Genomic DNA, 22,569 nt, shown 5'->3' with positions numbered 1-22,569 from the left:
AAATTCCCGTCAAGCATTTGTTTTAAATGATATATTCGAGACATCCTCGCACATCAACCCAGCCGCACCTCACGCTGAATAGTCAATCGCATCAGCTTTCTATAGACTTGAGCAGCTTTACTGATGTAAGCCTTTTAAAAAAGAACACCAATGAGGACAGAGCAGCATGAGAAACCTTCTGGGCTCGGAGACTCTGGGCGCTTTTAGTGAAGCACTGGATGTGGCCCTGCGTCAACAATCCAGCCGTCTTCTGGCACCGGACACCCGCAAGTCCGACAAGGGTCTGCGCCGCTTTACCATCCGCGAGATGGCTGACATCTGCTTCCGGGTGAACTACAACACCCTCCGGCATCACCTCAAGAACATCCCCGACCTGCCTCAGGGTATCATGGAGCCCGGCAACCGCAGGACATTCTCGCTCGAGGAAATCCTTGAAATTCAGCAAAGGCTTTTTGAAGCAGGTAAGATCCCGGTCGAGATGTATCCCAGCAAACTTGACGGAGAAAACACCACCAAGCTGTTGATCTACAACCTGAAAGGTGGGGTAAGTAAGACCTCTACCGCGGTCAACCTCGCGCAGTTCCTCGCGATGCGCGGGTTCAAGGTTCTTCTTGTGGATCTCGACCCGCAGGCAAGCTGTTCGGACCTTTTCGACATTCAGGCAGACCTCGACGGCACCCCGTCGATCTACGATGTCTTGCGCTACGAAGAGGAAGGTGATGGCGAAGCGCGTGTTCCGATCGCCGATGCCATTCAGGCCACGTATTTCCCCAATATTGACATCATCCCCGGCTCAATCTCGCTGACCGAATTCGAATATGAAACAGCAAGCGCCGCCGCCAAGGGCATCCCCTTCTACTCACGGATCTCTGACGCCCTCAGCTTGGTCGAAGACGCCTATGACGTGGTGTTATTCGACACCCCGCCGCATATGTCGTTCTGCGTGATCGCGGCGCTCTATGCATCGAACTCGATGCTCATTCCGCTTTCGGCGGGGATGCTGGATGTTGTGAGCCTCGTGAAGTTTCTCGACCTCGCATCGAGCACCCTGGACAGCATCGAAGGCGTCGATCCCAACAAGCGCTTCGACTTCATCCGCATCCTTCTGACGCGCTATTCGCCCAATGATCCGGCCCAACTCCAGCTCAGTTCCTTTCTGCGCAACACGCTGGGCAGCGCGATGCTAAATACCGACTTTCTGGCCTCGACCGCGATCGCGGATGCCGGCAACACGATGAACCCCCTGTTGGAGGTCGATCCTTCGAGCTTCACTCGCAAGACCTATGATCGCATCCTCGAAAGCCTTCATGGAATCGCTTTGGAAATCGAAGGGGAAATCATGGCCGGCCGCGGTCGGGTTTCCGAGAATGAGGAGGTTGCCTGATGGCGCGATCAGTCTTCGGAAATCAGTCCGGTCCGGCAAGTGAGTCCGGGCAGGACAAGGTCGACCAAAAGCCGATGCTGGCCCGGCGCAAGCCTATCATCAAGGGCGGCGCGGCAAGTTCCAAATATATCAACGCTGCGACGCAGGGCGGAGCCGACCGGACCTATCAGGAAATTTCGGTTGATCAGATCCAGGAAAGCCCGATCAGGGATCGCATCAATGTCGAAGAAGACCTCGACAGTCTGGTCGAGAGCATCCGTGCGAACGGCCAGCAAATCCCGATCCTTGTCCGTGTGGTACAGGGCGAGAAGCCCTACGAGATTGTCGTCGGTCGCAGGCGCCTCGCGGCGCATCGCCGTCTGGCTCTGCCGAGGATCAAGGCCTTCGTCGCCAAGCTTGATGACCGAGAGGCGTTCATCGCGCAGGGCATCGAAAACTCAGCCCGGCTGGAGACAAGCTATATCGAGCGGGCCCGTGCGGCGGCGCAGGGGGTAAATGCGGGCTATGACCAGAAGGACATCGCCGAGTTCCTGAACATTTCCCGCACGCTGATAAACTTCATGATCAAAAGCTATCAGGCCGTGGGTGAGGAACTCGTTTTATCCATCGGCCCGGCCCGGGGTGTCGGGCGTCGCAAATGGGATACTCTTGTTACCACCATGGCACGCCACGGTATTTCACCCGACGCCGCCAGGGCTCTGGTCAACGAAGACATTGCCGACAGTGTTGAACGGTTCGAAGCTCTGCTCTACGCCCTTCAGATCAGGGCCGCAAAGAACAAGCCCCCCTCCCCTGCCCCCAAGGCAAGTCGGCGCAATTTCTTTGGAGGCGGAGTCTCGACGGTGCGCAAGCCACAGCAACTGGTCGTGAACACCCGCAAGAACATGCCACCCGAGATCCTTGAAAAAATCGACGCAAAGATCGTGGAACTCTTGGCAGAACTTGAAGCAGCACAGGAGGGATGACATGTAATCATTTGATATAAAACAATAAAAATGATTTACCGCGGTAAATCCAATAGGCGGGCCACAGAGCCCTATTACAGGCGAAACCAAAAGGAGCAGACACCGGCACAAAAAAGCCCCCCCCGAAACCGAAGTTCCGAAGAGGGCTGGATAGGTCTTGTAGCAAAGTCTTTCTAGCCGCTTTCCGAATTACTTTCAACACCGGTTTTCGGTGAACGGTCGAATTTTGCCGTCTGAAATCTGAATGAACACATTAATGTCCGCGGCAATGCCGCGTGGACAAGCGATATCGGCTTGTCCAAACCCAGGTACAGGGCCCCGCCTGCTGGACCGGTGGGAGTTATTGTCGCTGGTCACCGGGTTACGCCATGAACTCGGCCTCACGGACCGGGACGTGATGGTCCTGAGAGCCCACCTGACCGTCCTGCCCCATGGTCCGCTCGACCCCAGCAAGCTCAACGTGTCCTTCATGCAGATTGCAGAGATTCTAGAGAGAGCCTGCGGCATGGATGAGCGGCGCTTCCGCCGGGGCGAGACCCGTCTTGAGCAGGTCGGCCTCATCCGTCGACGCCTGAGTGGTAACGGTCGACGCTTTCCGGAACGTGACAACCAGGGCCTTATCGTCAATGCCTACGGCGTCGACATCGCCCCGCTTTTTGAAAGATACGCCGAACTGCTCGATATGCGGGACAGGATCGAGGAAGAGCGTCTTTTGCTGCGCAGCCGCAAGAACAGCGTCAGCGCCCGTCTTCAGGCCGCCCTAAAGACCTTCCTCCAGTCTAGCCCCAAGCTCCCTGATTGGATCGAATCCCTGCGCATTCAGCTACGCTGCGCTGTCCGTCGCAAGACCACGGCACTTGACGAGCTTGATGCCATCGAAGCCCGTATTGCCCAGTTCGAAGCAGAGATCAGCCGGGCAGACTCTGACCAACAGCAGGATCAGACTGCGATGAAAACCGCCGTTTTAGCGGACACTTGTCCCGTCGATGCCGGACAGACTGTCCGGCACATAGAGTCAAAACTAAAAGAAAAAAATAAAAAGGAGCACATCCGTTTTGATCCCCGCCTCATTGTTGAAAGCTGGAGGAAAACGGAGATGCTACAGCAGTTCTACCCCAACGCGCCCGAAAGAGAGCGAGAGGCCGCAGAAGCGCTTTTTAGTTTTTCTTCCTTTATTGGACTTGGACAGAGTGGCGTTATCCACGGACTGTCTGTCATTGGATGGGAAGCGATGATCCACACCCTCGACTATCTGTCTTCAAAGATTGCGACAATCTCTCGGCCTGAGGGATATCTCAGGTCTATGATAAATGCCTATGAGCAAGGAGAACCAATCGCCGGTGGTCGCGTAGTGCCAAACGAGCGCTGCCGGTGGGTTCAATCCTACGGGGTCCCAACATGACAAACTTTCCTGCGATAACGATTTACCGCGGTAAATCGTAGGTATTAGTCCAAAGCAACTAGCTCCCAGATATGTGGACACCCCGTTGCAAACCTCGATCCGCCCACCGCTCCCAATTGACGAGGCGGGCGCTAACGCCATTTGATGCACTTTCCCACCGCGGCAGGGTAGACTTTCAGCGATGGGAAAGTGCATCAAAATCTGACCTGAACAGGCACACCGCAATTGCGTAGCCATCACAGTCTAATCCACGCCTTAAAACCCGGGGAGCTTGAGCCCGGCGAGCTCTTTCACTTATCTGCAAGCCGAAGTCAAAGTCCTGCCCCTTTGGTCAGATTCACACGAAACCGGTCGCCGCGGCGTTGATATCTTCGGGTCATCTCTACAGAGGTATGACCAAGCTGCTTTTGTACGTAACGCGCGTCTACTTCAGTGCCCGAAGCGAGCCCTGTACGTAGGCTATGGCCAGAGAACAGTGCCAGTCGTTCTTTTTCCGGCAGATCACTGCGGATGCCAGCATCCAGAATGGTCTTCTTTATCAGCCGCGCAACATGCTTATCAGACAGTCGTGCGGCCAGAGCGCGCGTGTTGTCACGGCTGGTGCGGCGGAAGAGCGGTCCACAGTCGATCTTGGCGAAATGCAACCACTGTTCCAGCGCATGGACAGGACAGGTTTGATCAGATGAACCGCGGCCAATCTCAACCTCACGCCACCCGGTTTTTCCGCGCAGGAACAGGATGGCACCATCCTGTTCAATCTCGGCCCACCCGACGGAGTCCGGACTGTCGTCGTGGCCATAATCCAGGCTCACGATCTCGGACCTGCGCAACCCGCCGACATAGCCGATCAGGAGGATCGCACGATCCCTGAGGCCCCGCAAATCGAAGGGAAGGCAAGCGAACATGGCGCGGATGTCCTCGGCCAGCAGAGCCTCCTTTTGCACTGGAGGCCGCGCAAGTCGACGTCTGATATGGGCAAGCACAGTCGCGATGTGACAGTCCTTGCGATCCAGAACAAACCCGTGCTGTTGGTAGTGCCAGGCAAGCCCGGACAGTCTTCGCTCAATGGTCGATACCGAAAGGGGGCGGAACAACGGCTGCGAAAGGGTCTTTGTCTCTGGTGCCGCGCAGTCCGTTATGTAGAGGCCGACCAGTTGCGGATTTGGGGGCAGGGGCTCTGCGCCACGTCTGCGGCACCAACTGGCAAAGTGGGTCCAATCCTGCTTGTATGCCTTCTTAGTGTTCTGAGCGGTGCGCTGGCCGGTATAAATATTGGCAGTATCGACAAGATGATCGAGAGAGTCCGACCCAGCCGATGCCGCGGGGACACGCAAACCGGGCGGAACACTCATAGCATCAGTCTCAGGTGAGGTGCTCTGGCTTTCCGCATTGCGGACGGGGGCGTTTACCGAGCGCTTGGGCGATTGTCCATCGTATTTTGACTGCCGTTCTTGTTCCATAAAGGTCTCTAAGCTATTGATTTATAATGTAACATCGCTGTTTCTTTGCTGGATTTTAACTTCATTATCGGACATAAGACACTCTTTTACTGATTTTGGCCATGGCGGATCAACCGGTGATCCGCGCCGCAGATGCCGCGGCAAGGGAACGGGCGGTTGCGCGCAGCCGCTTTCATCCTGTCCCCGGAACCCGCAGAACACCTGTCGTTGAAATTGCGGTGTCCAAACCGGTCACGCAATTGGGTTTCGGGGAAGGAAAGAGGCGGCATATCCGAGTGTCTTCGTGCTGGTAGGGCAGGGTTGTGGACAGATCGTATGGACATGGCATTTCCCAACGCCATTTTACCTGTCAGAGCTTAGTTAAGAGGAACACCGATGGTGGCGAGGGGCGCTTGGTTCGCCGGGTATGGGCAATTCGTCCGCTATGGGCGCCACTTGATCGGTTAGGCGACTGCGCGTCCCGTGTGGACAGTTCGGTTCGATCACGATGGATGCCATTGTCCATTCGGCGCCGGTGTCGGCGCACCCGTCCAGATCCATTATCTTAGGGCTCTCGGTTCTGGCCAATAGGTTTGGATTATCGGACATAAAAGTGAGCCACAAGTTGCGGCGGTTACTACGCAATATTGTGGTGGAAAGCGCCGCCTTGAGTTAGGCTTGTGGCATGACATATACGAAACCTGATCCGCTGCACGACCCGCAAACCCTACCAAGGATGCCGGGCTGGGTCTCCTCGGGGCGTGAGCAAACAATTGAAGATGTGGCCTTTTTGTCAGGAGGAGCGCTCGCCACGCTGCATATGGTGCTGGGGCGAGGAGATGTCCCCCAAGCGTTGTTCCGGGAACGTCTGGCGCTGCGCGCCGCAGAGGCCTGTGTAGGGTTTTCGGGGCGGATGGAAAGGGCAGGGGAGTTGCGTGACGCGTTGCACCTGCTGCGCCCCGGCGATCAGCCCGGGCCAGCGGGGGACGTGTACCTGCAATGGCGGCGGACCGTGGAAAGGCCACTCTCGATCAAGGCACTGCATCGGGCTTTGTCCGCGCAGGCACCGAACCAGATCACAACTTGGCTTGATCCGGGGCAGGGTGCCCCTGTAGTGCGGGCATCGGCGGTGCTTGAGGCCGTTTTATTGGACCGACCGCGCGCCGAGGCCACGGCGCTGATCCTGGCCGATGCCGCTATGGCGCAGGCATTGGGTTGGGACCACATTGTGCCGTTGCTGGCCGCCGGGCTGAAACCGAGGGACCTGCGCAAGGGTGGGGACGACCTGCGGATGGCGTGCCACCGGGCCGTTGTGTCCGCCGCTGCCGAGGCGGTGCGGATCGCCGCCGACTTGACCCGTCGCGCGGTTCGGCTGAGAGCGGTTTCGCCAAAGCTACGCGCCAAGGGAGCAGATGCGGCGGTCGAAATGTTTCTGAGATGGGACGCTGTTGCGCCTGTGGCGCTACCGCTGCCTGATCGCGCGGCGAGGCGCCTCTGCGATCGGCTGGTTGAATTGGGCGCGGTGCGCGAGCTGACCGGGCGGGCGACCTTCCGGCTCTATGGGTTGTGAATATGAAGAAACAGCCCGAACCCGATCTTGACCAAGAACTGCAGGACTTGCCGCCCGAGCTGCGCTGGCGGGAATGGATGCGGCGGATCGAGGCGGTGCTCTTCGCCTCCGCCTCGCCGGTGTCGCGCGAGGCGCTGGCAAAGGTCGTGGGGCAGGGCGCCTCGGTAGAGCTGCTGATTGAGGATCTGATGATCGGGCTTGCCGAACGCCCCTATGAGGCTGTCCGCGTCGCAGACGGGTGGATGCTGCGGACGCGGCCGGTTTATGCCGCGTCGATCCGGGCAGCAGCCGATGTGGACGGGCAGGATCTGGACCTAAACGAGTTCGACGTCGCGGTATTGGCCGCCATCGCCTATCATCAGCCGGTCACCCGTGACGGGCTGAAGGATATCTTCGGCAAAGAAATCAGCCGCGAGCTGATCGGACGGCTACACGCCCGTGGTCTGATCGCCACCGGCCCACGCAGCCCGAGTCGTGGCGCGCCCTACACTTTCGTAACCACCGCGCAATTCCTGGTCGCCTTCGGACTGGAAACGCTGCGCGACCTCCCGGATCGGGAGCAGTTGGATGATGCAGGGCTAGGCGCAGCTTAGGCGGTGATTACTTGGTTTCGGTGGTAAAGGAAGGGCATCTTTTCTGGACAGACCTGCGTGTGGGCGCGCTAGAGAAGCTCGAGATGACGCTTTCCCCATCACAGTATCACCATGCGCATCGGGACGAGACAAAGTGGTCATATCATCAAAGCCGTCCATGAGATAAAATCCGAATGCTCTTGGGCGGTTACCCGGGCAGCCAGAGTGCCAATTGGGGGAAGATGATCAGCAGCAGCACCAACAGCAATGAACAACCGATGAACGGGAAGGCGGCGGTATAGATTTCACGCATGGTGGTCTCGGGCGGTGCGACGCCTTTCATCACAAAAAGCAGAAGCCCGAAGGGCGGTGTTGTGAAGCTGATTTCAAGAGCCAGCAGCATGATCAGGCCGAACCAGACGGGGTCAAACCCCAAGGATGCCGCCAGCGGAAAGAAGATCGGCACGGTCAGTAGCATCATCGAAATCTGTTCCATGAACATGCCAAGGATCAGAAGCACGCCGAACATCACCAACAACATCGCCACTGGTGCCAGATCAAAGGATGTCGCCCAGTGGATCAGCCCGGATGAGGCCCCGGAAAATGCCAGAAGCTGGCTGAAGGTGGCGGAACCGAAAACGATCAAGTAGGCCATCAGCGTGACCTTGAGTGCGCCGATCACAGAGTTCTTGATTGCGTCGAGGGTCAGGCAGCGAAAGATCGCAGCCAGGATCAGCACACCAAGTGCGCCAAAGGCAGCCGCTTCGGACGGGGTGAAAAATCCACTGATCATCCCGATCACGGTCAACACCATGACGCCCATCATCGGTACCACATCGCGCAGGACAAGCATTAGCTTGGCCGACAGCGCCATCGGTGAAACCTCGTAGGCGGGCGCCGCATCCGGGTCGATCTTGGTTTGAAGATAGATAAGCCCAATGTACAGGCAGGCAAGGATCAGGCCCGGAATGATCCCGGCGATGAGCAATGCGCCCACATCAATCTGTGCCAGCGTGGCCAGCAGCACGGCCAGAGCCGAGGGAGGGATGATGATTGCCAGACCGCCGGTGCCAAGGATGGGGCCGATGCTCATGTGTTTCTTATAGCCGCGCTTGTTCATCTCGGGGACCATCAGGCTGCCCAGCAGCGCGGTCGAACCCATGGAAGACCCTGAAAGCGTTGAGAACCCTGTGCCCCCGATCACCGTGACATAGCTAAGTCGGCCGGGGAGCTTGCCCAGCAACCGATCGATGGCATTGAACATACGTTCGCCAAGTCCGGTATAGAAAAAGATCTCGCCCATGAGCAGGAACAGCGGGATCGGCACCAGTGCAAAACTGGTCAGGGATCCAAGTCCGTTGTTGAGCAGCTGGCTGATACCGCGTTCACCCCCCATGAAGATCCATGCGCCAAGGATATTCGCCGCGAGGAACGCCAGCGCCACCGGCATGCCCAAGGCCATCAGGAACATGATGGAGCCCAGCAGCAGCCCCAGTGCTTCGTACCAGTCCATTATTCGTGTACTCCGGCCTTGCCTGAATGCAGCAACTCATTGCCAAAAACGAAGCGGGCGAATTCAACAGCCATCACGCTGAAGCAGATGGGGAATGAGATCGTGAGGAGCCAGCGCGGAAAGTAATAGGCCCGCACGTCATAGTCATTGCGCGCGATGTTGGTCAGAACCAGATCAAGGCCCTTCCAGGCAAGGATCAGCGACACTGCCACACAGGCGAGCGCAACACCCCGCGAAACCAGCCGTTGCAGCCCGGCGGGCAGAGCGGCGGTGACAAGTTCGATATGCACATGGCCTTTTTCGCGCACCAGCCAGGGCGCACCTAGCATGGTCAGGTAAAGCACCGCGTATTCAGAGGATGTGAACAGCCATGCATAGGGCTGATACCCCGCATTGCGCATCAGCACGGAGATGACGATCGAGACCATCAGCCATATCAGCATGGCTGCGGACACGGATGCCATCGCATAGAGAACCGTATCATAGGCTCGGGCCAGCAGGCGCATGACCACTCCTTTCCGGATGAAAACGAACGACGGCCCCGGATCGCGGGGCCGTCGTCGCGGGACTATTTGTCGGCGTTGGCGTCGTAGAACAGGCCGATCAGCTTGTCATAGTTGCCATCTCCCTGGGGTGCTTCGGCCATCAGGCCCTTCATACGTTCCCAGGTCTTTTCGCGGGCCGCCGAGAGGTAGCTCGCCTTGGCGTCGCCTTCGAGGGAAATCACCTTCATGCCGCCTGCTTCGAGCGCTGCGAAATCTTCGTCACGCTTTGCGCGCATCTCTTCGACGCTGGATTTCTCATGCGCGATGGCAACATCCTGAAGGATCTTCCTGGATTCGTCGGACAGGGAATTCCACTTTTCGAGATTCACGATCACGCCCAGATCGGTGGAAAAGAAGCAGGGTTCGATCCGGTAGTTCAGAAAATCATTCCATTTCAGATCGATCAGGCCGATCTGGGTCCAGCCGGTGGCATCAACCACGCCGCGCTCGAGCCCGGCAAACACATCTGTTGTCGACATGTCGATGACTTGCGCGCCCAGATATTCCTTGAAGAACGCGTTGTAGACGGCATTTCCGCGCAGCTTCAGCCCACTGATATCCAGATTGCCTTCGGCGTCGAACTTTGGCTCATCCTTGGTCCACAGATTGTAGCAAACGCCGGAATCAAACCAGCCGAGGTATTTCACGCCCATCTTTTCCTGATGGATCTGATCGATCAGTTCAATCCCGCCATTGGCGCGGGCCTCGACGGCCGTGATGTTCGAAGCCACCAGAGCGTCTTTTTCCGGTACGGTGCCGCCATAGAAAGAACTGGCCGTATAGACCATGTCGACGATACCGTCGCGCACGGCATCGGCCTGCTGGAACATGCCGATCGCTTCGGGACCACCGCGCACGTCGATGCGGACGACGCCTTCGCCGGCCTCATTTACCTCGTCGACGAACTTGAGAAAGCTCTTGGTATAGATCAGCGTCTCGGGAAAGGCATGGACGGCAGAGATCGTATCTTCGGCCTGGGCGGCGCCTGCCGTTGCGAGGCTGCTCAGCGCGATAGACGCGGCTGTCAGGCCTCTGATGACTGTGTGCTTCATTATGGTCTCCTTGTTGTGAGCCGGTTCAGAGCCGACGTTGCTTATTAGCGGGCGCGAAGCCCTGGTAATGCCGAAGGCTGAGCGCGTCAGCTTTGCGGATCCTGTGGTGCGGGCCAGCTCCAGCGCTGACGTTCGTGGCGCTGGTTGCGATAGCTGCGGATTTCGTCCAGATGGGCCCGGGTCAGGTCGATGTCGTCCCAGCCATTGATCAGCTTGGTGCGCCAGGCCGGCGCCAGATCAAAGGTTAGGGTCGTGCCGTTGATTTCGATCTGGCTGGCCTTGAGGTCGATGGAAGCGGGGGCAGTCCCGCCCGCAAGCGCCTGCATCATCGCCGGAGTTTCCGCGACCCGCGCGGGCAAAAGTCCGTTGTTCACGGCGTTTGCGGCGAAGATATCGCCAAAGCTGGGCGCAATGACGCAACGGATGCCCGCATCGACCAGCGCATAAACCGCCGCTTCGCGCGAGGAACCGCAGCCAAAGTTGCGCCCTGCCAGCAGGATGCTGGCCTGCGGAAAACGGTCGAGCGGAAAGCCTGGATCGCCCTCGCGCAGGTCGCGCAGCAGGAATTGGCCGTACCCTTCTGCGCGCGAGGCGGACATGAACCGAGCAGGGATCAGCTGGTCCGTGTCGATATTGTCGCGCGGCAGGGCCACTGCGGTGCCGTCATGCCTGGTCCATCCTGTCATTACAGACGTCCTTCAAGCAGCGGGCGCGGGTCGGTGAGAGTGCCGGTGACGGCGGCAGCGGCCACCATCGCGGGGGACATCAGATGGGTGCGTGCACCTTTGCCCTGACGGCCGCGAAAATTGCGATTGGTGGAAGAGGCACAGCGCTTTCCGGACGCCACGAGATCGCCATTCATTCCGACACACATCGAGCATCCGGACGCCACCCATTCCAGCCCCGCCGCCGTGAACACCTGATCAAGTCCTTCGCGTTCTGCCTGGGCGCGGATTAGCATCGACCCGGGCGAGACGATGCCCGGGACCTTGGCCATACGGCCACGCAATACGGCGGCGGCGATGCGCAGATCCTCGATCCTTGCATTGGTGCAGGAGCCTAGAAACACTTGGTCCACGGGCACCCCGTCCAGCACTTGCCCTGCGTGAAGCCCCATGTATTCTAGTGCTTCCGAGGCTGCGCGGGCCTTATCCTCGGGCAGATCGGCGGGATTGGGGAGCCTGCCAGTAATCGGCAGCGCCTGTTCCGGCGTGGTCCCCCAGGTCAAGGTCGGCGCGATCTCGGCGGCATCAAGGCGAACTTCGCGGTCAAAGACAGCCATATCGTCACTGTTGAGCCGCAACCACTCGTCCAAGGCAGCGTCCCAGTCGGCACCTTTGGGCGCGAACGGGCGGCCCTTGATATAGGCAAATGTCACCTCGTCAGGGGCGATCATGCCAAACCGGGCGCCGCCTTCGATCGACAGGTTGCACAGGGTCATGCGACCTTCCATAGAAAGTGCGCGCACCGCCTCGCCTGCGTATTCGATGGCATGGCCACGGGCCCCGTCGGTCCCCAACAGCGCAATCCAGTGGAGGGCGATATCCTTGGCGCTGATCATGGGGCCAAGGCATCCGTCGATGGTGATCCGCATCGCGCGCGGCTTGGTCTGCCAGACGGTCTGGGTTGCCAGCACATGTGCGACTTCTGTGGCGCCGATGCCAAAGGCCAGTGCCCCAAACGCGCCGTGGGTCGAAGTATGGCTGTCGCCGCAGTTGATTTGCAGCCCGGGAAGGGTCAGCCCCTGCTCCGGACCGATGACATGGACGATGCCCTGACGCGGATCGTTGAGTCCGAAAAGCGTGATGCCATGTTGCTGCGAATGCGTTTCCAGCCGTTCGATCATTTTCGCGATGGCTGGATCGGTAATGCGGCCGCGATCCCCGGTGGGCGCATAGTGATCTGCGACGCCGAATGTCAGGTCCGGTTCTGCCACCGGCAGGCCACGCGCGGCGAGCTTGCCGAATGCATGGTGGGAACCCTCGTGCACAAGATGGCGATCAACCCAAAGCAGGGACTGCCCATCGTCATTGCGGCGCACCTCATGTGCAGCCCAGAGTTTGTCCAGAAGGGTTTGGCTCACGCCTTGTCCCCCTTGTCGCCGATAACTGGCTCCCAATGGCGCGCGCCGCCTTCGCCGACCCGGCTTAGCGTCATTTCCAACTGGAACCGGTCCGGGCGATAAAGCGCGGAGAGATATTCGACGCCGCGCCCATTGGTATCGCGCACGATCCGTTTGAGTGACAATAGGGCAGAGCCGACCGACACCTCCAAGGCTTCGGCCACTTCCGGAGTTGCCAGAGCCGCGCTGACGGTCTGGTGCGCCGCCTCTACCTGAACGCCCGAACGCTCCAACAGCCGAAACAGAGGTGTTGCAGCAAGGTCGGACTCTGAGTAATTTGCTGCGATGTTTTCGGGCACATAGGTGGTGAGGTGCGAAAACGGGCTGCCATCGGCAATCCGCACCCGCACAGCACGCTGGACGCGGGCCTGCGGCGTCAGCCCCATGTCCCGCGCCACAACCTCGGGGGCGGGACCATAGGAAAACGATAGCAATCGGGCCGAATGCTGACCAAGCTCGACCAGCTGGGGAATGAGCATGGTCATGTCGGCTGCGATGGTCCCGGCCTCTTTTTGGGGTAGCACGGTGGTGCCGCTGCCTGCGCGGCGGTCAATCATCCCGTCCGCCTCAAGCGCATCCAAAGCGCGCCGTATCGTGACCCGGCTGACATCAAATTGCTGTGCCAGCCGCTGTTCGCCCGGCAAAAGCCCGCCCGCCAGATAAACGCTGTTGAGGATTTCGTCACGCAGCAGAAGATAGACCCGGCGGGCCTTGCCTCCCTCGGGCAGGCTGGACTTCACGTGATCGCGCATCGGCAGATTCCCCGTCATTTGCACATCAGGGTACCGGCTGGTTTTTGAAACGCAAGAAATTTGTATGACAATCGCGGCAAAATTTATGCTTTGAATAAACATTAAGATGTATTACAAAAGATACAACTGCCTGAGGAGCGACCCCATGCCTATTGTCGAACTGCATCTGCTGGAAGGTTATGATCGCGCGGACAAGACCCGGCTGGGGGTGGCCCTGACAGATGCGGTGCGTCTGGTTGTGCCCGCCGCACCAGAGGCAATTAGCGTCATGATCCACGAACGCAGCGCGGCCCAGTACATGCGTGGACGCGTTCAGCAAAAACCTGCACCGGCGCTGCCTGATCCGGCCGTGATCGTGCGCCGTTATCTGGATGCGATGGAGGCGCGCAGCCTTGGCGCGGCGCGTGAGTTTCTGGGGGAGGGATTCGTGATGCTCTTTCCCGGTGCGCCCGCGATGCATGACCTGCAGGAGCTGCTCGATTGGTCCAGACTACGTTACCGCGAGGTTCGCAAGACCTATGAGGCGGCCGAAGCGTTCCAGGGCGCGGGCGAAGCGGCGACGGTCTATATGCGCGGCACATTGTCGGGTGTCTGGTTGGATGGCACCCCCTTTGACGCAATCCGCTTTATCGACCGGTTCGAGGTCGCTGGCGGCAAAATCATCAAACAAGAGGTCTGGAACGATATGGCTGAGGTACGCCCGTGACTGAGCATGCAGAAATTGATCCGATCACGCTGGCAGTGCTTGCCGGGCGGATGGAGCAGATCGCCGATGAGATGGACGCCACCCTGTTCCGCTCTGCCTTCAATCCGATCATTGCCGAGGCGCATGATGCATCCCACGGGCTCTATCATGCCACCAGCGGCGATACGCTGGTGCAGGGCAAGTCCGGCTTGCCGATATTTGTCGGGGTCATGTCCTTTGCAGTGAAGGCGGTGATCGAAAAGGCTGCTGTCAGCGGTCAGGCCGAAGATGGTGACATCTGGATTTTCAACGACGCGCATGTTGGCGGGACACACCTCAACGACATGCGTCTTGTGCGACCCTATTTTCGCGACGGACAACTGTTCTGCTATCTTGCATCGGTGGGTCACTGGCATGATCTGGGGGGCGGCGTTCCGGGAAACTATAACCCGGCCGCTACGGATGTCTTTCAAGAGGCATTTGTTCTGCCGCCCGTCCGGCTTGCCCAAAAAGGCCATATGAATCAGGATATCATTGATATTCTGATGCGAAATACTCGTCTGCCGCAATCCGCTATGGGTGATCTGAACGGTCAGCTTGGCGCACTTGATCTTGGTGTGCGCCGTATGGATGAGCTGCTGGATGAATACGGAGCAGCGACAGTCAGCGCCGCGCTTGAGGCACTGGGACATCGCGCCGAAACGCTGATGCGGGCGGAGCTTGCGGCGCTGCCCGATGGCCGCTGGGAGGCGGTGGATTACCTCGACAACGACGGGATCAAGGATGAAGCCCTTCCGATCGCGGTGTCGCTGGAAATCTGCGGCGACCGCATGGTATTGGATTTCGAAGGGACGGCGCCGCGCTGTGCCGGGCCTGTCAACATTGCGCTGCCCACCGCGGTAGCGACCGCCTATGTTGCAATCAAACACATCTTTCCCGCCTTGCCTGCAAACGCTGGTGTGATGCGCCCGATCGAGGTGAAGATCCCCGAAGGATCCCTGCTGGCAGCGGAATTTCCGGCACCGGTCGGCGGTTATACAGAAACCATCTTGCGGATGATTGACGTGATCTTTTCGGCGGCGGCACAGGCCGCGCCGGATCGCGTTGTCGCCAATGCCTATGGGACGATCAACGCACTGTCGATAGCCGGGCGGCGCAGCAATGGTCAGCCATGGGTCATGTTCTCATTTTACGGGGGCGGCCATGGCGGATCGCTGGAATCCGACGGGTTGAACCACGGGAATGCGCCGATCTCGACGGCGACGATTCCGCCACTGGAAATTCTTGAGGCGGCCTATCCGGTCATGTTCCGGCAGTGGGCCCTGCGTCCTGACAGTGCCGGTGCAGGCCAGCACCGGGGCGGTCTTGGTGCGGTCTATGAGATTGAGGTGCTTGAGGAAAACGGCGCCGAAGCGTTTCTGTTCGGCGAACGCGGTCGCTTTGCCCCGCAGGGGGTCGCGGGGGGCGGCGAGGCGGCGTTGAACCAGTTTTCCTATGATCAGGATGGCGCGCAGGCCTGTCCCCCGATGACATCAAAGATGCGTGGCATTCCCCTGAAAGCGGGCGAGGCGGTGCGTCTTGAAACCCCGGGTGGCGGCGGCTACGGGCCAGCAGCTGCACGTGATTCCGCAGCCGTGGCGCGCGATGTTGCGCTCGGTTTTCTGAGCGCAGCCGAGGCAGAGCGGCTTTATGGAACCGCATGGCAGGAGCAGCAGGCATGAGTGGCAAAAAGATGATCGGCGTCGACGTCGGCGGCACCTTTACGGATGTGTTCGTTCTGGACGAAGCCGCAGGCACCGCCAGCGTTGCCAAGGTGCCGACCACGCGGCCGGACCAGTCGGGTGGTTTCCTTGATGGCATAGGCCGACAGGTCAGCGACCTTTCGGATGTGGCCGTCGTTGTGCACGGCACCACGGCGGGAACGAATGCGCTGCTGGAACGCAAGGGTGCAAAGATCGGTATCATTACCACGCAGGGGTTGCGGGATGTGCTGGAAATGCGCCGCCGTGACCGCCCCCGGACATGGGGTTTGCGCGGCGATTTTGAACCTGTCGTGCCGCGCGATCTGCGGCTTGAGGTGCCCGAACGCACATTGGCTGACGGTACGATCCGCGTGCCGGTTGATCTGGATGCTGTTCGGGCGGCGGCGCAACAGTTGCTGGATCAGGGTTGTTTGGCGGTGGCGGTGCTTTTCGCCCATTCCTATGCCAATCCTGAAAACGAAGCGCTTGCTGTTGCCGCACTGCGGGAAATCTGGCCCACTCCGCATGTCTCGGCCTCTTACGAAATTCTGCCGGAGATCCGTGAATTCGAACGGTTTTCCACCACCGCGCTGAATGCATATCTACAGCCAGAGGTTTCGGGTTATCTCGACCGGCTTGAGACCGCGCTCAAAGGCGGCGGATTCGACGGCGAATTCATGATCGTGCAGTCCAACGGCGGCGTCATGGACGTTGGCACGGCCTGCCAGCTTCCGGTCCGCACGGCGTTGTCCGGTCCGGCGGCAGGCGTCATCGCTGCCGCCTATATCGCCGACACCGCGGGTTTTCCCGATGTGATTACGGGTGATATGGGGGGAACCTCATTTGATGTGTCTCTGATCGCGGGCGGGCAGTCGATCCTGTCGCCGCAGACTTCGATCGATTTCGGCATGGTGGTGCGCACCCCGATGATTGAAATCACGACGATCGGAGCAGGCGGCGGTTCCATTGCCTGGGTAGACAAGGGCGGGCTGCTCAACATCGGGCCGGAAAGCGCCGGATCCAATCCCGGCCCAGTGTCCTATGGATTGGGCAACACACGCCCGACAGTCACAGATGCCAACGTGGTTTTGGGGCGCATTGATCCCGATAATCCGATTGGCGGAAAACTGACCCGGCTTGATGTAGCGGCAGCGTCGAAAGCGATTGACACTCATGTCGGCGCGCCGCTGAACCTGTCGACGGTGGAAGCTGCCGAAGCCATTCTGCGCGTCGCCAACAGCCGTATGGCGGGGGCGATCCGGCTGGTCAGCATTGAACGCGGTTTTGATCCCAAGCGTTTTGCCTTCATGCCATTTGGCGGGGGCGGCGCGCTGCACACCGGGGCAATGCTTGCCGATGTCGGCATTGGCAGGGCGATTGTGCCGCGGTATCCCGGTGTCACCAGCGCCATGGGCTGTGTGATTGCCGATATGCGGCAGGACTTTGTGCAGACCATCAACAGCCTTGCCGATGCACTGGACACTGCCACCCTGTGTCGCTTCATGCAGGCGCATGTGGATCAGGGGATTGCGATGCTGGCGGCGTCCCGAACCACGTTTGAAGCGCGCGAGATCAGCTTTGAACTGGATATGGCCTATCTGGGGCAGACTCATACGGTGTCGGTGCCGCTGACGGTCAAAGTGAACGACACGACGGTCGTCGCGCCAACGCTGGCACAGATCGCCGAAGCCTTTGATGCCGCCTATATGGCCGCATACGGTCGGCTTCTGGAAAAAGGCGTGCGCCGGGTGATGAACCTGCGTTCGGCGGTGACCGGAAAACGCCCTAAATTCGACCTGTCGACACTGGCCCCCGTGGGGGGGCTGGCAGAGGAAGCACTTAAGGGACACCGCGATGTGCATTTCGGCACCGCATGGTTCAGCACTTCGATCTATGATCGTCTGGCACTGCCGGTGGGTGCCGAAATCAGCGGACCAGCCATTCTGGAGCAGCCCGATACAACCGTGCTGATAGAACCTGGGTTGATTGGCCGCGTCGACAGTTATGGCAACACGATCATCACCCGGGAGGACGCATAATGGACATCTCTCAGATTGACCCGAAACGGACGGCTCTGCTGACAATCGATCTGCAAAATGACTTTTTGCACCCCGAAGGGGCTTATGGCCGCGCGGGGCAGGGCGCAGACAGCATCAAGGCGCTGCCTTCACGGATCGCACGGGTGGTTGACGCATTACGGTCCAAGGGCGGCACCTATGTCTCCGCACAGTTCACGCTCGTGCCCGGCCCGGGCGGCGCCCCGCTGATCGCGCCGCATCTCAAAGAGCTGCGACCGTTTCTTACCAAAGGCGATTTCGCCCCCGGCGGTTTCGGACATTCCCTTGTCGAGGATCTGGCTCCTGCGGATTACACCGTCGAAAAGGTCGCCTATTCTGCGTTTTACCAGACGCGTTTGGAATATATCCTGCGCGCGCTGGATATTGACACGCTGATCATCGGCGGGATCGTGACCAATGGTGGTGTCGCCTCGACCTTGCGGGACGCCCACCTGCGCAACATTGACACCATCCTGCTGAGCGACGGCTGCGCTGCGTTCCGGCCAGAGGTACATGACGCCACACTGGTTTCCCTTGGGTCCCTTGGTGCGCAAAGGACCTGCGCCGAGGCCGTTGAATGGCTGGAGGGCACGGCATGAGCCTGCGCACAAGGCTGCAAGAGCCGCGCATCCTGACCGCGCCCGGCGTCTATGATGGCCTTACGGCTGCGATCGCCACTGAGGCGGGGTTTGAGGCGCTGTATCTGAGTGGTGCGGCGGTCGCCTATACCCGGCTGGGGCGCCCCGATATCGGGTTGTCCACTGCATCGGAAATGGCCGACACGATGGCATTGATCGCGGACAGGACTGGACTGCCAGTGATCATTGATGCGGATACCGGCTTTGGTAACGCGTTGAACGCGCAGCGGACCATGCGCCAGTACGAACGCGCCGGCGCTTCGGCGCTTCAGGTCGAAGATCAGACCTATCCCAAGCGCTGTGGTCATCTGGCGGATAAGTCCCTGATCCCGGCGGTGGAAATGGTGGGTAAGCTGTCGGCGATGGCCGATGCGCGCCACTCGGACGAGACGCTGATCATCGCGCGTACCGATGCGGTGGCTGTCGAAGGCATAGAGGCTGCATTTGACCGTGCCGAACGTTACATCGAGGCGGGCGCGGATGTGCTGTTTATCGAAGCGCTTCGATCTGCGGACGAAATGCGTGCGGCCACCGAACGCTTTGCCGGGCGGATTCCGCTTCTTGCCAATATGGTCGAGGGTGGCGCGACGCCGATATCCTCCTCAGGGGATCTTGAGAAGATGGGGTTTTCCATCGTGATCTTTCCGGGCGGGGTTGTGCGGGCGCTGGCGCGGACCGCGCAGGATTATTATGCCAGCCTTCAGGCGAATGGATCGAACCGGCCCTTTGCCGGGCGAATGTTCGATTTCGACGGGCTGAACGCAGTCATTGGCACGCCTGAAATGCTCGAAAAAGGCAGCAAATACGGCCCTGCTGATGCCTGAAATCGCCCCCAGCCCGGAGAGTTTCGATTTTGAGGTCGGCACACTGATCATTGGCGCGGGGGCCTGTGGGCTTGTCGCAGCCCTAGCTGCGCACGAAGCGGGGCAAGAGGTGCTTGTGATCGAGGCTGATGCGGTGCCACAAGGCTCGACCGCGCTGTCTGCCGGCTTGATCCCGGCTGCCGGAACCCGCCTGCAGGCAGTGGTCGGAATCGAGGATGACGCGGATTTGTTCGCCGCAGACATCCAGAAAAAGGCGAAGTCGGAAAATGATCCCGATCTGGTGGATGCGCTCGCACGCGGGTCGGCACCAGTGATCGATTGGCTGACCGACGAGATCGGGTTACCCTTTTCGGTGGTGACTGATTTTGATTATCCCGGTCACAGTCGGCGCAGGATGCACGGTCTTCCCACCCGCTCGGGGGCCGAGCTGATTGACCGGTTGCGTGCAGCTGCCGAGGATCGGGACATCGATATCATTTGCGAACGGCGCGCCGTGACCCTGTATCACAGCGGTCGCAAGATCACTGGTGTGCGGCTTGAGCGTCCCGATGGAGCAACAGAGACCATCGGTTGCGAAAAGCTGATCCTCGCCTGCAACGGCTTTGGCGGCAATCGCGCCATGGTGGCACAGTACATGTCGGATATCGATAACGCCGTTTGGTTCGGTCACGATGGAAACCGTGGTGAGGCGATACGCTGGGGGCAGGCGCTGGGTGCGGCGACCCGGCATTTGGGCGCCTATCAGGGTCACGGCAATGTGGCGCATCCGCATGGCATTCTGATCACCTGGGCGGTGATCACGCAGGGCGGTTTTCAGGTCAACAGTCAGGGAAAGCGTTTCTGGGATGAGAGCCAAGGATATTCCGAAGCAGCCCGTTCCGTGCTTGCCCAGCCCGACGGCCGGGCCTTTGCGATCTTTGACCACCGCATTGCCGAGATTGCGCGGCAATTCGCCGATTTCAAACAGGCCGAATTGCAGGGGGCTGTCAAATCTGCTGATACGCCTGAAGCTCTTGCGCAGGCGTTGGGTCTGCCAGAAGCGGAGCTGACCCATGAGATTAACTCGCGTCCCACTGGTGCGCGAGATCGCTTCGGTCGGCAGTTCGATACGCCGCCGCTTTCGCCGCGTTATATGGGAGTGCAAGTGACTGGCGCGCTGTTCCATACTCAAGGCGGGCTGGAGACAAACGCAAGTGGTCGCGTACGCGCCACCGACGGCAGCCTGTTTCCCAATCTCTTTGCTGCGGGTGGCGCGGCATGCGGAGTCTCTGGCGCAGGAGACAGTGGCTATCTGTCCGGAAACGGGCTTCTCGCTGCAGTGGTTCTGGGATACAGCGCGGGCTGCGGAATGGTTTGATCAGTATGCGAAGCTCTGAGCGCGGAACATGTTCCCGAAGTATCGTGGCTGGCAGTCATTGCCACGAGGGTACTCGGCGCGGGCTATTTGAGCTGTGTTGCACGGTCCGCGGGACTAACGATTGCATCATCGCCAAAGAACAGGGTTCGTTACGCAATCTGCAGTTGGCCAGGGACGATCCATGGTGCCCAGTTCAGGCGAGATCAAATAAACTCAAGATGCAGATTTATCGCAATGGCGATCAGCGTCAGTCCACCAATCCATGCCAGAAACTTGCCGAAAATCTCTTGGCGTTTGAGCACCTGGGTCATGGTGCCGCCCATGTAGGCGACGAAGATATCTGATGGAATCGCTGTGAGTGGCACAAGGACGCCGAGTGTAAGTAGCTGGATTTGAACACTGGTTTCCGTGGCCTGCCCGCTTGTCGTATCGATAAACGGGGGCAGGAATAGCGCAAAGAAAAGGACAGTCTTTGGGTTCAGCAATTCTATCAGGACGCCCTGATATATAATTGTGCGAAATGAACTGGGGACGACTTTCTGAGCCTTGATTGCAACCGGAACACTGGTTCGGGAATCGCGTATCATCCCGACGCCTAGCCACACCAGATAAGCAGAGCCGATGTAACGCAAGGCTACGACAAGTTCGCTAAATTCTGTAAATGTGGCCGCCAGTCCCATCGCAGTGGCCACTGCAAGCAGGATGCCGCCCAGCCCCAAACCGAGTGCCGACGCCAGCCCGGCCGCGCGGCTCTGACCAACACTGCGCGACAAAACATAAAGCATTGATGGCCCCGGCGTCGCACTGAGCGCGAGGCCAGCTAGGATCACTGCTAAGATCGTATCAAATTGTGGCATGATTTAACCAATGCTCCGGTTGAGGCGTTGCTCAAATGGGTTGTAGGACGAAGAAGGCGATCCCGCCGAGTAGCTGTCTTTGGAAGCAGAACCACTGTTTCGCAGGTAGGGAAAATCGCGGGCAAGCATGCGTTCCAAGTGAGCACCCGCCAGAAACGGCTCATATTTTGCTTCCTGCTCCGAACTCACCAATTCGGGTAGGGGTCGTATGACCGTGTCGTAGTTTGTCGCTACAAAATACGGCAGAGAAAACCTCTCGGGGCTCAGATTCAGCACCCTGTGCGGCGTTGATCGTAACAAGCCGTTGCTCCAAGCCTCGAGCATGTCGCCGATATTGACCACCAGAACGTCTGGATCGACGGGAACGTCGATCCAGCGATCATCTCGGGTCATGACCTGCAAACCCTTGTTCCGCGTATGCAGAAGGGTGAGGCACTCATAGTCGGTATGTGCGCCCATGTTTACAGACTGATGATCTGCCGTTTCCTTTTGGCGGACATAGTGCAGCAGCCGGAGTTGCGAAATCGGCTTGGTCATGTGGTCTGTCATGGCACCTTGCGGCAGGCCCAAGTGAACCTCGAGACCCGAGCAGATCAAGCGGCCAAGCGCTGAAACACTGGCATAGTAGCGCGCAACTACTTCCTTGAATCCTGGCACCTTAGGCCAAACATTTGGCCCCAAAACTCTGTTGCCTGCGACAAAGTCTGGATCGTCACTTGGCAGATCTAGCCCCAGATCAAATGCCTCATAGCTCCGGTTAACCTCATCTGGGTAATCGCCCTTTTCCGTAAAGGGAACATAGCCCCGATGATTTGAGCTATGACCGATATAATACTGATGCTTCTCATGCGCAGGCAGCAAAAAGAAACGTTCTGCAGCAGCGTAAGTTGCCTCAAAATGTTCGGAATCAATCCCGTGGTCACATATCCGAAAAAATCCGATTTCGCGGGCCGCGCGTCCAATTTCGTCAGCGACCTGCTTGAAGGAGGCACGGTTGCCTGTCCTCAGGTTCTGAATGCTGATCAGTGGAATAGACACGGTGTCCTCATCTTTACTTGCCGATAGAGCTGACACCTGCACCCTCCCGGTTGGC

At 59.1% G+C, this 22,569-nt stretch carries 20 protein-coding genes; 11 read left to right on the top strand and 9 right to left on the bottom strand.

Annotation, left to right across the window (positions count from 1 at the left end; genetic code table 11):
- Window positions 1–166 precede the first annotated feature (166 nt).
- From CHB75_RS15490 to CHB75_RS15480, 3 genes are all read left to right on the top strand, one after another.
- Window positions 167–1,384 (top strand): AAA family ATPase, encoded by a 1,218-nt coding sequence (locus CHB75_RS15490; RefSeq protein ID WP_089272095.1) that lies wholly within the window; start codon window positions 167–169, stop codon window positions 1,382–1,384.
- Window positions 1,384–2,349 carry a ParB/RepB/Spo0J family partition protein gene (locus CHB75_RS15485; protein ID WP_089272093.1) on the top strand — a complete coding sequence of 322 codons (966 nt, stop codon included), beginning with the start codon at window positions 1,384–1,386 and terminating at the stop codon, window positions 2,347–2,349. Before CHB75_RS15490 ends, CHB75_RS15485 begins: the two co-directional genes overlap by 1 nt.
- A 244-nt stretch (window positions 2,350–2,593) precedes the next feature.
- On the top strand, window positions 2,594–3,751 hold the full coding sequence (locus tag CHB75_RS15480; RefSeq protein WP_089272091.1) for a helix-turn-helix domain-containing protein: 1,158 nt from the start codon (window positions 2,594–2,596) through the stop codon (window positions 3,749–3,751).
- A 311-nt stretch (window positions 3,752–4,062) separates the two neighbouring features.
- Here CHB75_RS15480 and CHB75_RS15475 read toward each other — a convergent pair whose 3' ends face one another.
- A complete protein-coding gene (locus tag CHB75_RS15475; RefSeq protein ID WP_245841001.1) occupies window positions 4,063–5,103 on the bottom strand; it encodes a tyrosine-type recombinase/integrase in 1,041 nt (346 codons plus the stop codon).
- Window positions 5,104–5,875: 772 nt separating this feature from the next.
- Between CHB75_RS15475 and CHB75_RS15470 the strand changes: the two genes are divergently transcribed.
- Both CHB75_RS15470 and scpB read left to right on the top strand, forming a co-directional pair.
- Window positions 5,876–6,760 carry a DUF1403 family protein gene (locus tag CHB75_RS15470; RefSeq protein WP_089272087.1) on the top strand — a complete coding sequence of 295 codons (885 nt, stop codon included), beginning with the start codon at window positions 5,876–5,878 and terminating at the stop codon, window positions 6,758–6,760.
- 2 nt (window positions 6,761–6,762) lie between these two features.
- Window positions 6,763–7,353, top strand: a complete 591-nt coding sequence (gene scpB / locus CHB75_RS15465) for an SMC-Scp complex subunit ScpB (protein ID WP_089272085.1) — start codon at window positions 6,763–6,765, stop codon at window positions 7,351–7,353.
- Window positions 7,354–7,540: 187 nt separating this feature from the next.
- Here the strand turns inward: scpB and CHB75_RS15460 are convergent, their stop codons facing one another.
- The 6 genes from CHB75_RS15460 to CHB75_RS15435 all read right to left on the bottom strand — a co-directional run bounded on the left by CHB75_RS15460 (window position 7,541) and on the right by CHB75_RS15435 (window position 13,316).
- A complete protein-coding gene (locus CHB75_RS15460) occupies window positions 7,541–8,845 on the bottom strand; it encodes a TRAP transporter large permease (RefSeq protein ID WP_089272083.1) in 1,305 nt (434 codons plus the stop codon).
- On the bottom strand, window positions 8,845–9,351 hold the full coding sequence (locus CHB75_RS15455; protein ID WP_089272081.1) for a TRAP transporter small permease: 507 nt from the start codon (window positions 9,349–9,351) through the stop codon (window positions 8,845–8,847). The genes CHB75_RS15460 and CHB75_RS15455 overlap by 1 nt, the downstream gene beginning before the upstream one ends.
- A 62-nt stretch (window positions 9,352–9,413) precedes the next feature.
- Window positions 9,414–10,442, bottom strand: a complete 1,029-nt coding sequence (gene dctP / locus CHB75_RS15450) for a TRAP transporter substrate-binding protein DctP (protein WP_089272079.1) — start codon at window positions 10,440–10,442, stop codon at window positions 9,414–9,416.
- Between the two features lie 86 nt (window positions 10,443–10,528).
- Window positions 10,529–11,128, bottom strand: a complete 600-nt coding sequence (gene leuD, locus CHB75_RS15445; RefSeq protein WP_089272077.1) for a 3-isopropylmalate dehydratase small subunit — start codon at window positions 11,126–11,128, stop codon at window positions 10,529–10,531.
- Complete coding sequence (leuC, locus tag CHB75_RS15440; protein WP_089272075.1) at window positions 11,128–12,525, bottom strand: 3-isopropylmalate dehydratase large subunit; 1,398 nt, start codon at window positions 12,523–12,525, stop codon at window positions 11,128–11,130. The genes leuD and leuC overlap by 1 nt, the downstream gene beginning before the upstream one ends.
- Window positions 12,522–13,316 carry a GntR family transcriptional regulator gene (locus tag CHB75_RS15435; RefSeq protein ID WP_089272073.1) on the bottom strand — a complete coding sequence of 265 codons (795 nt, stop codon included), beginning with the start codon at window positions 13,314–13,316 and terminating at the stop codon, window positions 12,522–12,524. Before CHB75_RS15435 ends, leuC begins: the two co-directional genes overlap by 4 nt.
- 145 nt (window positions 13,317–13,461) lie before the next feature.
- Here CHB75_RS15435 and CHB75_RS15430 point away from each other — a divergent pair, with 145 nt between their 5' ends.
- From CHB75_RS15430 to CHB75_RS15405, 6 genes are read left to right on the top strand one after another with little or no spacing between them, the layout of a single operon-like run.
- Window positions 13,462–14,022: a nuclear transport factor 2 family protein gene (locus CHB75_RS15430; protein WP_089272071.1), complete on the top strand. Its 561-nt coding sequence runs from the start codon at window positions 13,462–13,464 to the stop codon at window positions 14,020–14,022.
- 50 nt (window positions 14,023–14,072) lie between these two features.
- Window positions 14,073–15,722: a hydantoinase B/oxoprolinase family protein gene (locus tag CHB75_RS15425; protein WP_245841007.1), complete on the top strand. Its 1,650-nt coding sequence runs from the start codon at window positions 14,073–14,075 to the stop codon at window positions 15,720–15,722.
- Entirely contained in the window at window positions 15,719–17,782 is a 2,064-nt protein-coding gene (locus CHB75_RS15420) for a hydantoinase/oxoprolinase family protein (RefSeq protein ID WP_089272067.1), read from the top strand. The genes CHB75_RS15425 and CHB75_RS15420 overlap by 4 nt, the downstream gene beginning before the upstream one ends.
- A complete protein-coding gene (locus CHB75_RS15415) occupies window positions 17,782–18,399 on the top strand; it encodes a cysteine hydrolase family protein (protein ID WP_176439163.1) in 618 nt (205 codons plus the stop codon). The genes CHB75_RS15420 and CHB75_RS15415 overlap by 1 nt, the downstream gene beginning before the upstream one ends.
- Window positions 18,396–19,262: an isocitrate lyase/PEP mutase family protein gene (locus CHB75_RS15410; RefSeq protein ID WP_089272230.1), complete on the top strand. Its 867-nt coding sequence runs from the start codon at window positions 18,396–18,398 to the stop codon at window positions 19,260–19,262. Before CHB75_RS15415 ends, CHB75_RS15410 begins: the two co-directional genes overlap by 4 nt.
- The gene (locus CHB75_RS15405) at window positions 19,255–20,619 is read left to right on the top strand and encodes an FAD-dependent oxidoreductase (RefSeq protein WP_176439162.1); all 1,365 of its coding nucleotides are present in this window, start codon (window positions 19,255–19,257) and stop codon (window positions 20,617–20,619) included. The genes CHB75_RS15410 and CHB75_RS15405 overlap by 8 nt, the downstream gene beginning before the upstream one ends.
- Window positions 20,620–20,822: 203 nt before the next feature.
- Here the strand turns inward: CHB75_RS15405 and CHB75_RS15400 are convergent, their stop codons facing one another.
- Window positions 20,823–21,476 (bottom strand): LysE family translocator, encoded by a 654-nt coding sequence (locus CHB75_RS15400; RefSeq protein WP_089272065.1) that lies wholly within the window; start codon window positions 21,474–21,476, stop codon window positions 20,823–20,825.
- A 3-nt stretch (window positions 21,477–21,479) separates the two neighbouring features.
- Window positions 21,480–22,550 (bottom strand): isopenicillin N synthase family dioxygenase, encoded by a 1,071-nt coding sequence (locus CHB75_RS15395; RefSeq protein ID WP_245840999.1) that lies wholly within the window; start codon window positions 22,548–22,550, stop codon window positions 21,480–21,482.
- Between the last annotated feature and the right edge of the window lie 19 nt (window positions 22,551–22,569).

The organism is Puniceibacterium sediminis, from assembly GCF_900188035.1.
Classification (GTDB): Bacteria; Pseudomonadota; Alphaproteobacteria; order Rhodobacterales; family Rhodobacteraceae; genus Puniceibacterium; species Puniceibacterium sediminis.
Note: the sequence above shows the minus strand (reverse complement) of the source record. Positions and strands in the feature narration are given on the sequence as shown.

What these genes read in the sequence shown, in the direction of transcription:
- CHB75_RS15490 (WP_089272095.1), top strand. Translation starts at nt 167, where the DNA reads ATGAGAAACCTTCTGGGCTCGGAGACTCTGGGCGCTTTTAGTGAAGCA.
- CHB75_RS15455 (WP_089272081.1), bottom strand. Translation starts at nt 9,351, where the DNA reads ATGCGCCTGCTGGCCCGAGCCTATGATACGGTTCTCTATGCGATGGCA.
- CHB75_RS15400 (WP_089272065.1), bottom strand. Translation starts at nt 21,476, where the DNA reads ATGCCACAATTTGATACGATCTTAGCAGTGATCCTAGCTGGCCTCGCG.
- CHB75_RS15405 (WP_176439162.1), top strand. Translation starts at nt 19,255, where the DNA reads ATGCCTGAAATCGCCCCCAGCCCGGAGAGTTTCGATTTTGAGGTCGGC.
- CHB75_RS15480 (WP_089272091.1), top strand. Translation starts at nt 2,594, where the DNA reads ATGAACACATTAATGTCCGCGGCAATGCCGCGTGGACAAGCGATATCG.
- CHB75_RS15470 (WP_089272087.1), top strand. Translation starts at nt 5,876, where the DNA reads ATGACATATACGAAACCTGATCCGCTGCACGACCCGCAAACCCTACCA.
- CHB75_RS15410 (WP_089272230.1), top strand. Translation starts at nt 18,396, where the DNA reads ATGAGCCTGCGCACAAGGCTGCAAGAGCCGCGCATCCTGACCGCGCCC.
- CHB75_RS15420 (WP_089272067.1), top strand. Translation starts at nt 15,719, where the DNA reads ATGAGTGGCAAAAAGATGATCGGCGTCGACGTCGGCGGCACCTTTACG.
- CHB75_RS15415 (WP_176439163.1), top strand. Translation starts at nt 17,782, where the DNA reads ATGGACATCTCTCAGATTGACCCGAAACGGACGGCTCTGCTGACAATC.
- CHB75_RS15485 (WP_089272093.1), top strand. Translation starts at nt 1,384, where the DNA reads ATGGCGCGATCAGTCTTCGGAAATCAGTCCGGTCCGGCAAGTGAGTCC.
- CHB75_RS15430 (WP_089272071.1), top strand. Translation starts at nt 13,462, where the DNA reads ATGCCTATTGTCGAACTGCATCTGCTGGAAGGTTATGATCGCGCGGAC.
- CHB75_RS15460 (WP_089272083.1), bottom strand. Translation starts at nt 8,845, where the DNA reads ATGGACTGGTACGAAGCACTGGGGCTGCTGCTGGGCTCCATCATGTTC.
- leuD (WP_089272077.1), bottom strand. Translation starts at nt 11,128, where the DNA reads ATGACAGGATGGACCAGGCATGACGGCACCGCAGTGGCCCTGCCGCGC.
- CHB75_RS15435 (WP_089272073.1), bottom strand. Translation starts at nt 13,316, where the DNA reads ATGCGCGATCACGTGAAGTCCAGCCTGCCCGAGGGAGGCAAGGCCCGC.
- CHB75_RS15475 (WP_245841001.1), bottom strand. Translation starts at nt 5,103, where the DNA reads ATGAGTGTTCCGCCCGGTTTGCGTGTCCCCGCGGCATCGGCTGGGTCG.
- dctP (WP_089272079.1), bottom strand. Translation starts at nt 10,442, where the DNA reads ATGAAGCACACAGTCATCAGAGGCCTGACAGCCGCGTCTATCGCGCTG.
- CHB75_RS15425 (WP_245841007.1), top strand. Translation starts at nt 14,073, where the DNA reads ATGGAGCAGATCGCCGATGAGATGGACGCCACCCTGTTCCGCTCTGCC.
- scpB (WP_089272085.1), top strand. Translation starts at nt 6,763, where the DNA reads ATGAAGAAACAGCCCGAACCCGATCTTGACCAAGAACTGCAGGACTTG.